Origin of the sequence: Saccharothrix sp. NPDC042600, assembly GCF_040647305.1 — a bacterium.
Taxonomy (GTDB): Bacteria; Actinomycetota; Actinomycetes; order Mycobacteriales; family Pseudonocardiaceae; genus Actinosynnema; species Actinosynnema mutabilis.
Map to the genome: position 1 here is coordinate 192,278 of NZ_JBEZBW010000001.1, position 12,920 is coordinate 205,197.

The 12,920-nt window shown below is 70.1% G+C and carries 10 protein-coding genes; 6 read left to right on the plus strand and 4 right to left on the minus strand.

The genetic code is table 11. The annotated features are described in order from the left end of the window. Positions 1 to 88: 88 nt before the first annotated feature. The 4 genes from AB0A74_RS00745 (at position 89) to AB0A74_RS00760 (ending at position 4,533) form a co-directional block, all read left to right on the plus strand. A complete protein-coding gene (locus tag AB0A74_RS00745; RefSeq protein ID WP_358246779.1) occupies positions 89 to 379 on the plus strand; it encodes a hypothetical protein in 291 nt (96 codons plus the stop codon). Next, entirely contained in the window at positions 376 to 1,863 is a 1,488-nt protein-coding gene (locus AB0A74_RS00750; RefSeq protein ID WP_358246780.1) for a HAMP domain-containing sensor histidine kinase, read from the plus strand. The genes AB0A74_RS00745 and AB0A74_RS00750 overlap by 4 nt, the downstream gene beginning before the upstream one ends. 210 nt (positions 1,864 to 2,073) lie before the next feature. Next, the gene (locus AB0A74_RS00755; RefSeq protein WP_358246781.1) at positions 2,074 to 3,522 is read left to right on the plus strand and encodes an amidase; all 1,449 of its coding nucleotides are present in this window, start codon (positions 2,074 to 2,076) and stop codon (positions 3,520 to 3,522) included. A 72-nt stretch (positions 3,523 to 3,594) separates the two neighbouring features. Continuing rightward, positions 3,595 to 4,533, plus strand: coding sequence for a hypothetical protein (locus AB0A74_RS00760; protein WP_358246782.1), 939 nt, complete (start codon positions 3,595 to 3,597; stop codon positions 4,531 to 4,533). A 48-nt stretch (positions 4,534 to 4,581) separates the two neighbouring features. On the opposite strand, the gene AB0A74_RS00765 is transcribed toward AB0A74_RS00760, so the two are convergent. Together AB0A74_RS00765 and AB0A74_RS00770 are read right to left on the minus strand one after the other, a co-directional pair. Further along, complete coding sequence (locus AB0A74_RS00765) at positions 4,582 to 5,226, minus strand: response regulator transcription factor (RefSeq protein WP_358246783.1); 645 nt, start codon at positions 5,224 to 5,226, stop codon at positions 4,582 to 4,584. Then, positions 5,217 to 7,208, minus strand: coding sequence for a sensor histidine kinase (locus AB0A74_RS00770; protein ID WP_358246784.1), 1,992 nt, complete (start codon positions 7,206 to 7,208; stop codon positions 5,217 to 5,219). The genes AB0A74_RS00765 and AB0A74_RS00770 overlap by 10 nt, the downstream gene beginning before the upstream one ends. Here AB0A74_RS00770 and AB0A74_RS00775 point away from each other — a divergent pair. Beyond that, on the plus strand, positions 7,188 to 7,829 hold the full coding sequence (locus AB0A74_RS00775) for a hypothetical protein (RefSeq protein WP_358246785.1): 642 nt from the start codon (positions 7,188 to 7,190) through the stop codon (positions 7,827 to 7,829). The genes AB0A74_RS00770 and AB0A74_RS00775 overlap by 21 nt on opposite strands. 36 nt (positions 7,830 to 7,865) lie before the next feature. On the opposite strand, the gene AB0A74_RS00780 is transcribed toward AB0A74_RS00775, so the two are convergent. Both AB0A74_RS00780 and AB0A74_RS00785 read right to left on the minus strand, forming a co-directional pair. Further along, positions 7,866 to 9,428 (minus strand): ABC transporter substrate-binding protein, encoded by a 1,563-nt coding sequence (locus tag AB0A74_RS00780; protein WP_358246786.1) that lies wholly within the window; start codon positions 9,426 to 9,428, stop codon positions 7,866 to 7,868. A 29-nt stretch (positions 9,429 to 9,457) separates the two neighbouring features. Continuing rightward, a complete protein-coding gene (locus AB0A74_RS00785) occupies positions 9,458 to 11,257 on the minus strand; it encodes a hypothetical protein (RefSeq protein WP_358246787.1) in 1,800 nt (599 codons plus the stop codon). Positions 11,258 to 11,621: 364 nt separating this feature from the next. Between AB0A74_RS00785 and AB0A74_RS00790 the strand changes: the two genes are divergently transcribed. Continuing rightward, the gene (locus AB0A74_RS00790) at positions 11,622 to 12,659 is read left to right on the plus strand and encodes an EcsC family protein (protein ID WP_358246788.1); all 1,038 of its coding nucleotides are present in this window, start codon (positions 11,622 to 11,624) and stop codon (positions 12,657 to 12,659) included. Positions 12,660 to 12,920: the final 261 nt, after the last annotated feature.

Genomic DNA, 12,920 nt, shown 5'->3' on the forward strand with positions numbered 1-12,920 from the left:
CTTGCTGTGTCGAACAAACCTGAGGCGGCGCTGAATCAACCTGAAGCGCGTTTCAGGATTCTCGGATGTAATGCGGCATAGTGGCGGCATGCGGGTATTGGTCGTGGAGGACGATCGCCGGTTGGCCGGGCCGCTCGTTCGTGGGCTCACGGCGGAAGGTTTCGTCGTCGATGTGGAATACGACGGGCGGGACGGGTTGTGGCGGTCCACCGAGTACGCCTATGACGTGATCGTGTTGGACGTGATGCTCACGGCCAAGGACGGCGAACCCGACAGGGCCGAAGGCCTGGACTCCGGGGCCGGCGACTACCTGACCAAGTCGTTGTCCCAGACCGAGATCACCGTCCGCAGCGTCGGGTACCGACTGGACAGCCGATGAAACAGCACTCGCTGCGCCGCCGCGTCACCGTGATCTCCGCGATCGTCGTCACCCTGCCGATCGGCGCGTTGTTCATCTTCACCTGCATCTTCCTGCGCGACGCCGCGGCCCGGCCGGAGAACGCGTTCACGAAGCACAACACGCTCTGCGTCGTGGGAGCAGTGGCGGGGCGTGAGGACATCCCGCCGAGGCCGGGACTGCCTCCGGTGGACCCGACGGATTTCGGGGACGACGACGTCGGCGAAGTGGAAATCGCCTCGTCCTACCCGAATCCGGCCAAGACGTGGGGCATGTCGTGCATCGCACCCTCCGGCCCCGTGGGGGAAACGCGTGGCATCGAAGTCAGGTCGAAGAAGCTTGACGCCCACGTGTCCGAACGCGCCACGCTGCTCGACGAGAAGATGGCGTGCACCGCGTGGTACCACTCCTACTCGGTGGTGCCGGAACTGACCCTCTGGCCGTTCGCGGACCCCGGCGAGACCAGGTACTCGTTCATCACCGACACCGGCGAACGTCGAACCGTCGTGCAGGGCGTCGGATCCGAGAGCGAGGCCGCCGCAGCCGCCCAGCGCTCCCTGAACACGCAGATCATCCTCGCCGGCTCGGCGGCGGTGTTGTTGATCGGCCTGTTCACCACCGTGGTCTCGCTGGCCACGGGACGGGTGCTGCGGCCGGTGGAGGCGATCCGCCGGTCGATGGCCGACATCACCGAGCAGGACTTGACCTGCAGGGTCCCCACACCCCGTGCCGACAACGAGATCGCGCGCCTGGCGACCACGGTCAACGCCACGCTGGACCGGTTGGAGACCGCTGTGGAGGAGAACCGGCGTTTCGTCGCCGACGCCTCCCACGAACTGCGCAGCCCGATCACCGCGCTGCGCGCCGAGCTGGAAATCGCCAGCGCCCACCCCGGCCAAGCCGATTGGCCCGCCGTGGTCGACGCCGCCCTGGCCGACACCCAACGCCTGCAAACCCTGGCCACCGACCTGTTGCTGCTCGCCCGCCTCGACCACGCCCCGAGCGCCGTGACCGCCACCGTCGACCTCACCGACGTGATCCGCGACCACACCGCCCACCGGCGCACCCGACACACCCTGGCCGTCGCGGTGCCCGACCGGCCGGTGCTGGTGCGCGGCAGCAAGGCGCTGCTCGACCGCCTACTGGGCAACCTGCTCGACAACGCCGAACGCCACGCCACCACGACGATCACCGTCAACCTCACCACCGGAACCGACCAGGCCGTGCTCGACGTGGCCGACGACGGCCCCGGCATCCCACCCGAAGACCGCGAACGCGTCTTCGACCGCTTCACCCGCCTCGACGACGCCCGCACCCGCGCCACCGGCGGCACTGGCTTGGGCCTGCCCATCGCCCGCCGCATCGCCACCACCCACAACGGCACACTCCACGCCACCGACCACCACGGAGCCCGATTCACCGTCACCCTGCCATTGGCTGCCCCGGAATCAGCGGGCAGCCGGTGAGCGAAATGAGACTTCCGTCCTGTTGTGTCGTGCGGGGTTTCATGGCTGTGTTGCTCGGTTTGGTGCACTGCCGGTGCGGTGACCTGCTAAGAACTGCCCTAGGCGGCGGTGCGAGCGCGCAACTTCGCCGGCGAAGGTAAGTCGTTCCGACACCCCTTTGCGTTAACCGGAATTTCGTGCCCTTCACGGCAAGTGGTTAGCGTCGAATTCATGCGAAGCTTTGATTCGGCCGAAGAACTGCTTGCCGCGTTGCGGGCCGGTGCGGTGACGTCGGTGGAGTTGACCGAGGAGGCGATCGCCCGTGTCGAGCGCGACGACGAGGTGATCAACGCGATCTGCGTGCCGGACTTCGACCGTGCCCGAACGGCCGCCCGCCGGGCCGACGAGGCACGTGCGCGTGGCGAGGACCGGCCGCTGCTGGGTGTTCCGGTGACGGTGAAGGAGTCGTACAACGTCGTCGGGCTGCCCACGACCTGGGGCATGCCGCCGCACCGGAACCACATGCCGGCCGAGGACGCGGTGCAGGTGTCGCGACTCAAGGAAGCGGGCGCGGTGGTGCTGGGCAAGACCAATGTGCCGTTGGGGTTGCAGGACATCCAGACCTTCAACGAGATCTACGGCACCACCGTCAACCCGTGGGACCACGGTCGTACGGCGGGCGGGTCCTCGGGCGGGTCGGCGGCGGCCCTGGCGTGCGGGTTCGGCGCGTTGTCCATCGGCTCCGACCTGGCCGGCTCGCTGCGCACCCCCGCGCACTTCTGCGGCATCTACGCGCACAAGCCGACGCTGGGACTGGCGGCCACCCGCGGCATGGTCGCGCCGCCCGAGCCCGCACTACCGGTCGACTTCGACCTGGCCGTGGTCGGCCCGATGGCACGCACCGCCCGCGACCTCACCCTCCTGCTCGACGTCATGGCCGGCCCGGACCCGCTGACCGCCGGTCTGGCACACCGCGTGGCCCTGGCACCCGCCCGCCACGAGCGTCTGAGCGACTTCCGAGTCCTGGTCGTGGACGACCACCCGCTCATCCCGACCGGTTCGGCCGTGCGGGCAGCCGTGAACCGGGTGGCCGACGCGCTCATCGACGGCGGTGCCCGCGTCGAACGGCACAGCCCGCGGCTGCCCGACCTGACCGAAGCCGCGACGCTCTACATGCAGCTGCTGATCTCGGGAGCCGTCGCGCGTTTCCCCACCGAAACCCTCGAACAGATCAGGACCCGCGTAGCCGGGCTGAGCGCGGCCGACCACAGCCTCGACGCCGCACGCCTGCGCGCGATGGTGTTCAGCCACCGCGACTGGCTGGAAACGAACACCCGCCGCGAACTCCACCGTCACGCCTGGCGGCGGCTGTTCACCGAGTTCGACGCCGTGGTGTGCCCGATCACGCCCACGCCCGCGTTCCCCCACGACCACAGCCCCGACCTGTTCGAACGCCACATCGCCATCGACGGCGTCGAGTACCCGTATTTCGACCAGCTCGTCTGGGCGGGCGTGGCCACCATGCCCGGCCTGCCCGCCACGGCCATCCCCACGGGCCTTTCCCCCGAGGGCCTACCGGTCGGAGTGCAACTCATCGGCCCGATGTACGAGGACCGCACCCCGCTGCGGCTGGCCGAACTGCTCGAACAGGAGATCGGGGGATTCCAGCCACCGAAGTAGGGTGCGTGCGACGCGCGATTCGAACGGAGCACGGGGAAAGTGGATCCAAGGACCCGAGACATCCTGCACGGCTTGGAGCAAAACCCGGCTCTGCCCGACCGCCTGCGCACGCGCCTCCCCGCCCGGTCGACGGTCCCGGGCGGTGACGACACCGCCTGGGACGTCGATCCCGACGTCGAGAGGGCGGCCGATCCGACCACACCACCGGACGAGGTGCGTGCCCTGCTGGAGCACGACGACTGGGCGGTCCGCTCGACCGTCGCCGGCCGGCCGGACCTGCCTCGGGACGCCCAGGAACGCCTGGCGGCCGACCGCGTCCCCGGCGTCCGGGCCGGCCTGGCCGGCAACGCCGTGGTGGCGGAGCCGGTCCTGCGCGGACTGGCGGACGACGTGTCCGAGACCGTGCGGCGGGAGGTGGACCACAACCCGTCCGTCCCGCTGGACGTCCTGATCCGCTTGGCCGAGTCGATCCGACTCGGACCGATGCTCCTGCCCCGCGTCACGGCGGCGACCGACGACGAGCTGCGTCGGCTCGCGGCATCGCCGTCCCCACGGGTCCGCATGCTGGTCGCCGCACGCACCGCGCTCCCCGCGGACGTCTTCGACAGGCTCGTCGCGGACGACGACATCCGTGTCGTCAAAGGAATCGCTCCGCACCCGGCGCTGGGTGCGGATCGGTTGCGGGTACTCGCCGCCCACCACGGGCCAAGCCTGTTCCGCCGCCTGGCGACCAACCCCCACTGCGACCCCGACCTGCTGGACCACATGGCGCGCCACGCCACCGCACGCCGAACCTACCGCGCGGTCGCCGAACACCCGAACACCCGCGCGGACACCCTCCTGCTGTGCCTCGAAGACCCCACCGCGCGACGCTGGGCCGCACGGCACCCGAACCTGCCGCCCGACATCCTGATCAACCTGCTGGAAGACCCGGACCTGGCCGGAGACGCAGCGGCCAACCCGTCACTGCCCGTCGAGGCCATGGAACGGCTGATCACCACGCAATTCTGAAGTTTCACGGAGAACCAGCCTCGACGCCGACGATCGACCTCCGGACACTCACCTTTGCAGCGCGACGAGGACCGCGAGCACCCGACGGTTGTCGACGGCGGTGCGGGGCAGGTCGAGTTTGCTGAATATGTGTCGCACGTGGGTGCCCACGGTGTTGAGCGAGACGAACAGTCGTTCGGCGATCCCCTTGTCGGACAACCCTTCGGCCATCAGTCGCAGCACTTCGCGTTCTCGTTCGCTCAGCGCGTTGAGCGGGTCGTCGCGGCGTTTGGCGGTCAGTAGTTCCCCGACCACGTCCGGGTCGACGACGGTGCCGCCCTCGTTGAGACGCCGCAGCGCCTCGCTGAGCTGCAGCGGTTCCAGCACCCGGTCCTTGAGCAGGTAGCCGGTTCGCGCCGCGCCGGCGTCCAGCAGGCGGGTGGCGTATTCCGGCACGGCGTATTGGGACAGCACCAGGATCCCGAGCCGCGGTCGAGCCGCGCGCAGGGATGTCGCTATCTGAACGCCTTCGTCGGTGAAGGTGGGCGGCATGCGGATGTCGAGGATCACCGCGTCGGGCCGGCCGGTGGCGACCGCCGCGGCCACCTGCTCCGGACGGGCCACGGTGTCGGCGACCTCGTGTCCCTCGGACTCGAGGAGCTTGCGCAGGCCTTCCCGGACGATGACGGAGTCGTCGATGACGATCACCCGCATGGCAGCTCCACTCGCAAGGTGGTGCCGCCTCCCGGCGGCGACTGGATCACGAAGTTCCCGCCCACGGCGTTGACCCGGTCGGCCAGTCCGCCGAGGCCGGTGCCCGATCGCGGGTCCGCGCCGCCGCGCCCGTCGTCGGCGACGATGATGACAAGGCTGTTCCCTCCGCGAACCGCGGTGATACGCGCGTCACTCGCGGCCGAGTGCTTGACGGTGTTCTGGAGGGCCTCGCTGACGAAGTAGTAGGCGGTCGCCTCGATGACCGGGTCGAGACGGCCTTCGATGTCGAGGTCGAGCGCGACTCGCACGGCGGCCCGCCTGGCGAGTCCGGCGATCGCGGGCAGCAGACCCTGGTCGGTGAGCACCGCTGGGCGGATTCCCTGCGCCAGGTCGCGAAGTTCCCGGATGGCCGCGCGCAGCTCGTGCTCCAGTTCGTCCACCAACTCCCGGTCGGGTTCCTGCTCCAATCTGCCGCGCAGGACCCTGAGCGCCAACCCGATCCCGAGGAACCGTTGTTGTGCGCCATCGTGCAGGTCCCGCTCCAGGCGTTGCCGCTCGTGGTCCGCGGCGGCGGCGAGGCGTTGGCGAGAAGCGCGTACCTCGGCCAACTGCACCCTCAACTCCGCGTGCAGGCGCGCGTTGTCCAGGGCCAGCGACGCTGTCGCCGCAGCGGCTTCGAGGAGTTCCCGGTCGTCGAGCAGCGCGGGGTCGTGCACCAGCGCCACGGTCGCCGGATCGCCGAGCAGGGTCACGGCCTGGCCGGACGGCGGTTCGAACGGCCTCCCCGCGACGTCCACCAGGTCGCCGCCGGTCGGGAACGCGACACGCAATCCCTTGTCGTGCAGCACTTCTCTGAGGGTGGTCTCGACCTCGGACGCTTGCACCCGGACCAGCCTGCCGACCTGCAGCCCGACCGACGCGAACGCCAGCCGCTCGCGCAGCAGCCCGAAGAAGAACGTGCCGGGTAGACCGACCACACCGGCCCACTGGTGGCTGTACCGGAAGAATTCCGCGGCGGGTGACCGGACGGAGCCGACCACCACGGCGATGGCCAGGGCCACGTAGAACGCCCAGGACAGCCCGAACATCGTTGTCGCGAAGCCCAGCACGCGCCGCCGTGGCGGTGTCGCACGTGCGATCCGACGAACCAGCAGCACCATCAGGGCGAGGGCCAGCGCCAGCCAGACGATGTTGACCACCGAGCGGATGCCCAGGTACAGGCTGCGGTCAGCGACCAGTTGTAGGGGGCTGTCGAGGCAGAAGGCCGCGCAGACCGCGGGATCGGGGGTCTGGGTGATCAACAGCGCCGTTCCGCCGGCCAACGACAGCACGAAGGCGGATCCGACCAGCGCACGGTCGAGCCTCCCGCTCAACCTGCCGGTCGGATAGCCCAGCAACACATGCGCGGCGATCGCGTACTGCAACCAGGTCATGATTCCGCCGAGGAGCACCACGGCACCGTGGCCGGGCAGCGCCGTCGGCAGTCGGAACTCGTACGGGTTGTTCAGGAGGCTGACCAAGCCCAGCGCGAACAGCCAGACGCCGGTCCGGCTGCGCGGCCTCAGCCACCACGCCGCGAGGCCACCGGCCACGAAGCACGCACTCACCGCTACCTCGGACCACACGCCGAGCGCCGGGAGCATGCCGAACTCCAAGCCCAGCCAGAGGTTGGCGGCTACCAGCCCGGTGGCCACGACCACTTGGGCGGCCAAGGTGCGGCTGTTCACCCCGTGATCGTGACACCCCGACCCGTCCACCGGGGAGTGCCGACGGTGTGGTTCACCAATTTTCGTGAGGCGCGCTGCGGCAACCGGGGATGTGGGCGGGGTGCCGCCGGCGGGACGGTATGAGTCGTGAACGCAAATGCACTCGAACCGCCTCGATACCGAGCCATCCTCGCAGTGGACATCGAACGCTCCACGGCTCGGAGGAACACCGTCAAAGCGCTGCTGCGCGAGGTGATGTACGACGTCATCGAACACGCACTGCGCACCGGGGGAATACCGGCGGACTGCCGCGATCCGCTGATCGACCGGGGTGACGGCGTCCTGGTGCTGGTCCGGCCGGTGGACCCGGCACCCACGACGCTGCTGCTCAACCCGGTGATCCCGGTGCTGACCGGCCTGCTGGCCGAGCACAACACCCGCCACCCCGACCTCGAACTGCGCCTGCGCGCCGTCGTACACGCCGGCGAGGTCCACCACGACCAGCGCGGCTGCTTCGGCGAGTCGCTGGACCTGGCGTTCCGGTTGCTCGACGCCCCCGAGGTCAAGACGGCCCTGCGCAGGGCCGCCGCGCCGCTGGTCCTCGTCACCTCCGACTACGTCTACCGCTCGATCATCCGGCACGGCTACGACGGCATCGACGCACGGGGTTTCGCGCCCTTGGCCGTTGACGTGGCAGGTGAAGCGCACCGCGGGTGGGCAGGCGGTGACACGATCGCGCCTTGGCCGTCCACCGCGACAACCGGAGTCGGCAAGGGTTCGCAGACCGAGGTCGACGCGGAGCCGGACCGCCACCACGCCGTCATCGGAGACGTCGACGATCAGCGTTCGGCCATCTTCCTCCACTTGAACAGGGGTCGGCGTCGTGGGCGTGTCTGACGACGGCGCGTGCCCACGGGCGAACGGCGCGGCAGGTCAGCGGCAGGGTTCGGTGCTCGCCACCGGAACGCTGAACGGCCTGCCGCCGCCCTGGCCGGGGCACAGTTCGACCGCCACCGGGTCGCTCGTCCGGTTGTTGCTGTTGTCGAACTCGATCGGCCCGCCGGCGCCCAGCAGCCTGTTGGACCCCTTGATCCCGTTGATGGCGGCGTTGATCTGCGCGCGGGACGGTTCGTCGCCGCTCAGGGTTTGGATCGCCTCGGTCACGGTGCGCAGGGAGTCGTAGGCGTTCACCGCCCAGCCGCCTTCCAGGTGCGCGACCTCGAAGCCCAGGTCGACGAACTGGCGGCGGAGGGTGCCGAATTCCGGGTTGTCCTTGAGCGAGTCGGCGTCGGCTAGCGGCGTGTAGACCAGGCGCAGCCGGCCGAGTCGGAACATCTCCGACTCCAACACCGCCATCCGCGACGCCTCCAGTTCCTTCTCCGCTTCGGGCACGCGCATCCGGACCGCGTCGGAGGTGCTGACGACCGTGATGGCCGACGGGCCGACGCACTGGCCGTTGTGCCGCTGGTCGACGATGCGGTGCAGGAACCGGCCCAGGTCGCGGCTGCGCGCGGTGTAGAACGCGGTGACCCCGCCGGAACGGCGGCACACCTGTTCGGCCGCCTGCGCCACGGTCCGTGAGTCCTGGGGGTCGAACCGGACCTCTTGGACGTCGTTGCCGAGCTTGCGCGCGAAGGGCAACGAGGTGCACGTGTACGGGTCGCGCTCGTCGGTGGGTGTGATGAGCAGGTCCGGCGGGCCGGACAGGAAGTTCGAGAGCACCGAGATCTGCTTCGTGGTGCGGTGTGCGACTCGGTAGAAGTAGCCGTGGCCGACGCCGTCGCGGTAGGTGGCGCCTTGGTCGCAGGTCCCGAAGTCGGGGGAGTCGGCTTTCGACCCGTCCGCGTCGAAACCGGAGGCGGTGATGAGGTCGGCGACCATCGGGACCGGCAGGCCGGACGAGCCCAGCACGTCGGCGGCGTCCGCGGAGCGCTGGTCGCTCAGCCCCATGCCGACGACCGCCAGCACCGAGGGGTCGTCCTTGAGCCGGCGCGCCAGGGCTTCGGCCGCCTGGGCGTCGCGACCCGTGTTGGCGACCTTGAGCCGCACCGGGAAGCGGCATCCCGCGCCGTTGGCACGCCGCTGCGCGGCGGCGAAGCCTTCCAGTTCCTGCACCATCCGCCCGCCGCCGTGGGGGGAGGTGAACGTGGTCAGCACCGCGATGGTCACGATCGGGTGGTCGCTTCGACAGCCGTGGTCGCGGACCGTCCGGTTCTGCTCGTCGATCACGGCCATCACCCTGGTGAACTGGTCCAGCTCGAAGGCGTAGGGCCCTTCGGTCACGCCGACGCACTCGCCGTCCTGCGACCACACCTCGCCCGAGGGCCACCCGTCGCGGCAAGCCACGTGGGAGGGCAGCCACCGCGCCAGCGACACGGCGGGCACCGCCCCGACGAGCACCACCACGACGACGGCCAGCCGCCACCACTTCCGGCGCCGGTTCGGGTGGTAGCCGACGGGCCAGACCCCCAGGCGGTAGCTGCCCGGCTGAGACATGTGCAGGGGTTCCTTCCGGTCGACGCGGATCAGTCCAGCCGTCCCGCGAGCTTGTGGTAGTGCTGTGCGCGCAGCACGAACGCCTCGGACGAGCCCGCGAGGGAGCGCAGGTCGTTCCCCGCGATGACGTAGCGGTTGCGCAGTCCCGCGCGGTCGCTGAGCCGGGGGTCGGCCAGCGCGTGCCCCGTGACGAGCAGCCGGTGGACGGGGTCGTCCACCTTCGAGGTGCCCAGCGGGCGCGCGAGGGCGGGTGTGGCGGTGATCGAGTCGAGCAGGTGGAGCCACTCGGTGTCGCCGAGTTCCGGCAGCAGCCCGGCGAGTTCGGCGGCGACGGCGGCGGTCTCGCCGAGCGCGAGCCGGTGGTGCAGGCCGCCGACCACGTCACCCCGTCGCACGGCCTCGTCGCGCAACGCGGTGAAGACGTCGGTCCAGCGGTGGCCTTCCGTGCGCGCGGCGAGCCTGCGCAGCCCGAGATAGCGGACGAACCGCGGCAGCGCCTGGTCGGGCCACAGCGACGGGGAGGTCATCAGCTCCAGGGTGGGGTCCAGGCGCAGCAGCTTCGCCAACCGGGTCGCCTCACCGCGGTTGCGGGCGGCCGACAGGGTGGCGAGGGTGTCGGCGACGTGGTCACCCGGTCCCAGTCCCGTCGCGACCTTGTCGAGCAGGTGCGCCCCGAGCGGCTGCCGCGACGAGGTGACCGGCCGGTCGAAGACCTCGTCCACGCGAGCTATGAGCGTGGGGTCGTCCTCCAGGGCGTTGAGGACCGCGATGGTGGCCTCCGCGTGACCGCTGGTGAGCCGGTACGTCACGTCCGCGACCCGCCGGGTGCCCAGGTCGGGCGGCCACAGGCGGGCACGGGCGAGGTCGTGGACGTCGGCTTCGGCGAGGTCGCCCAGCACCTCGCGCAGCCACGGGTGACCGGCGTCGACGTCGGGGAGGTCCTGCGACAGGGCGCCGGCGCTCGTGGTCACCAGGACCAGCGGGTCGGGTGGGAGCCGGGGCGCGCGCACGTCGCGGCGCCGGCGCCGGTCGACCAGCGCCGTCACGAACGACCGGGCGGCGGCCGTGTCGCCCTCGTCCAGCAGCACGACGGCGTTCCACGGCCGGTTCGCCACCCGGTCCAGGCTCTCGCGGAGGTCCGCGAGCATCGCGCCCATCAGGAGGTCGTCCACGTCGGCGCGCACGTCGGAGGTGTTCTTCGCCGCCTGCTTGCTCAGCCGGACCAGCGCGGTGAACTCGTCGAAGTCGTAGCCGTTGTCCTGGTGCCGGAACCACGGCAACGCGTCGTCCCAACTGAACCGGGCGAGCCGGGACGCGCGGCGCAGCCGGTCGACGATGCGCTGCACGACTCCGTCGACGAGCGCGTCGCCCAACGGCGGTGCCACCGTCTGCACGAGGTTGCCCACCAGCCCGATCAGGGCGTCCCGGTCGCGGTAGGCCACCAGGCGGGCCTTCATTTCGTCCTTCGCGCGCTTCACGTCGAAGTCGCCGTCGACCGGGCTCTCCATGGCCACGTGCGCGAGGATGACGCGCGGGAACTTCACCTCGTACGAGCCGACTTTCTCGCTCAACCCCTGCATCACCGCGACGAGCAGCGGGCGCAGGGAATCCACGTCCGCGTCGGCCGCCGACCGGGCGTTGACCAGCGCGGTCGGGGTGTGCGGTTTCCACCGGGCCGCCTGCGTGTCGAGGAACGCGCTGCGCCCGGTGCCGCCGTACCCCTCGATCACGAGCACGGGCGGTTCCGGGGTCTGACCGACCGGTGGCCGGCCGTCCACCAGGACCAACTGCTCGACCAGGTCCACGAGGTTGGAACGACCCACGAACATGCGCGACTCCGCCCACCATTCAGCCGATTGCGATCTCTGAGGATCACAAGTCGTCATCGTGGGGTGTCGGGAGATCGTTACGACTGCGGCTGCCGAAAATGCGGCGCCAGTTCGCCCGGTATAGGTAATGTGAATCGACCGCAATAATGCGGGACGGATTTGCGAGGGTTGCTCTTGTCGACCATTTGAGTGGTGTCTCGAACATCGGATGATCAGTCGTCGTGTCGGACGACCGCGACGTGGGAGGCTCAGGGCATCGCAGTCGAACCAGGTGGAGCCGTCACATCTGCGGGCTGGGCATCGATCTCTCCGGTGACAGTCGTCGTGTCGTCGTCGGGAGAGGTGTCCGTTGGGGATCGAGCAGATGAGCCCGTACGACCGTGCGGCGTGGGAGGACGTCGAGCGCTGGCGTGAGCAGCGGTTGGCGGCCGGCGAGCGTCACCTGTTGCCGCAGCGCGTGCGCGATCGCCTGGCCAAGGGTCGTGAGATCGCCAAGGGGCGGCTGGATCAGGTGCCCGGGTCGGAGCAGGTCGCGGCGGTCGTGCACAAGTCGGTCGACGGGTTGTTGACCCTGGTGAACAAGGCCAGTGAGGCGACGCTGCGCCGTGACGCGGTCGTCGCGGCGTATGCCAAGCGCGGACACGCGGTCAGCGAGTTGAGCGACATCCGCAAGCTCGACCTGAGCGACGTTGACAAGGCCAAACCGCGCCTGGGGCTGGGCTACACGGCCTTCAGCGCGGTCGAGGGCGCGGGTGCGGGTCTGGCGATCTCCGGTGGCGAGTTGCTCGCGACGGCGGGTGGCGTGTTCGGCGCGGGTGCCGGTGCGGCGCCTGGCGCGGGCACGGTGGCGGCGGCGATGGCGGCTGATGCTGTGCTGGTGCTGGGTGCGATGACGAGGGCGATCGCCCACACGGCTGCCTATTACGGCTATGACACCGAGTTGCCGCAGGAGAAGGTGTTCGCGCTGGGCGTCCTCAACTTCGGGATGGCCCAGCAGACGGGCAAGAGCTTCGCCTACGTGCAGTTGAACAAGCTGGTGAACGACCTCGCTCGTCGGGCGACGTGGGCGCAGTTGAACAAGAACGGTGTCACGCGGGTCGTCAGGGCGTTCTACGAGCGGTTCGCGTTGCGGTTGACGAAGCAGAAGTTGGGGCAGGCGGTGCCGGTGGTCGGCATCGTGATCGGGGCGGGGCTCAACGCGCGGCTGTTGTCGAACCTGACCAGTGACGCCGAGCATCTTTACCGCGAGCGGTTCCTGCGCGAGAAGCACGGCCTGGAGACGGTCGAGGTGGCCGTGGCGGCGGAGGCCGCGGACCTCGACGAGGGGGACGACGCGATCCACATCGCGGAGATCGTCGAGGAGGAGGCAGCGGACGAGCAGCGCGGCCGACGGGACGACTGACGGTTGACCGGTTGCGCGGTTCGCTGGCGGTTTCGGGCTTGCCGCGTTCGATCAACCGCGAGAGCGGGTTGGGTTGGCGGTTGGTCTGGCGTGGGGAAGTCCACGTTGGCCGCACGGTTCGCCGAGCTGCGCGGGAACCGGTTCTCGTTCGTGTGGTGGATGACGGCGGACTCGCCGGCGGCGATCGCGACCGGGCTCGCGGACCTGGCCGTCGCGATCGCGCCCGAGGCGGCGGTGTTGCCGGCGGAACAGCGGGTCGAG

Excerpts from the sequence above, each read along its gene's own strand:
- AB0A74_RS00745 (WP_358246779.1), top strand. The coding sequence starts at position 89 with ATGCGGGTATTGGTCGTGGAGGACGATCGCCGGTTGGCCGGGCCGCTC.
- AB0A74_RS00750 (WP_358246780.1), top strand. The coding sequence starts at position 376 with ATGAAACAGCACTCGCTGCGCCGCCGCGTCACCGTGATCTCCGCGATC.
- AB0A74_RS00755 (WP_358246781.1), top strand. The coding sequence starts at position 2,074 with ATGCGAAGCTTTGATTCGGCCGAAGAACTGCTTGCCGCGTTGCGGGCC.
- AB0A74_RS00765 (WP_358246783.1), bottom strand. The coding sequence starts at position 5,226 with ATGCGGGTGATCGTCATCGACGACTCCGTCATCGTCCGGGAAGGCCTG.
- AB0A74_RS00775 (WP_358246785.1), top strand. The coding sequence starts at position 7,188 with ATGTACGACGTCATCGAACACGCACTGCGCACCGGGGGAATACCGGCG.
- AB0A74_RS00780 (WP_358246786.1), bottom strand. The coding sequence starts at position 9,428 with ATGTCTCAGCCGGGCAGCTACCGCCTGGGGGTCTGGCCCGTCGGCTAC.
- AB0A74_RS00785 (WP_358246787.1), bottom strand. The coding sequence starts at position 11,257 with ATGTTCGTGGGTCGTTCCAACCTCGTGGACCTGGTCGAGCAGTTGGTC.
- AB0A74_RS00790 (WP_358246788.1), top strand. The coding sequence starts at position 11,622 with ATGAGCCCGTACGACCGTGCGGCGTGGGAGGACGTCGAGCGCTGGCGT.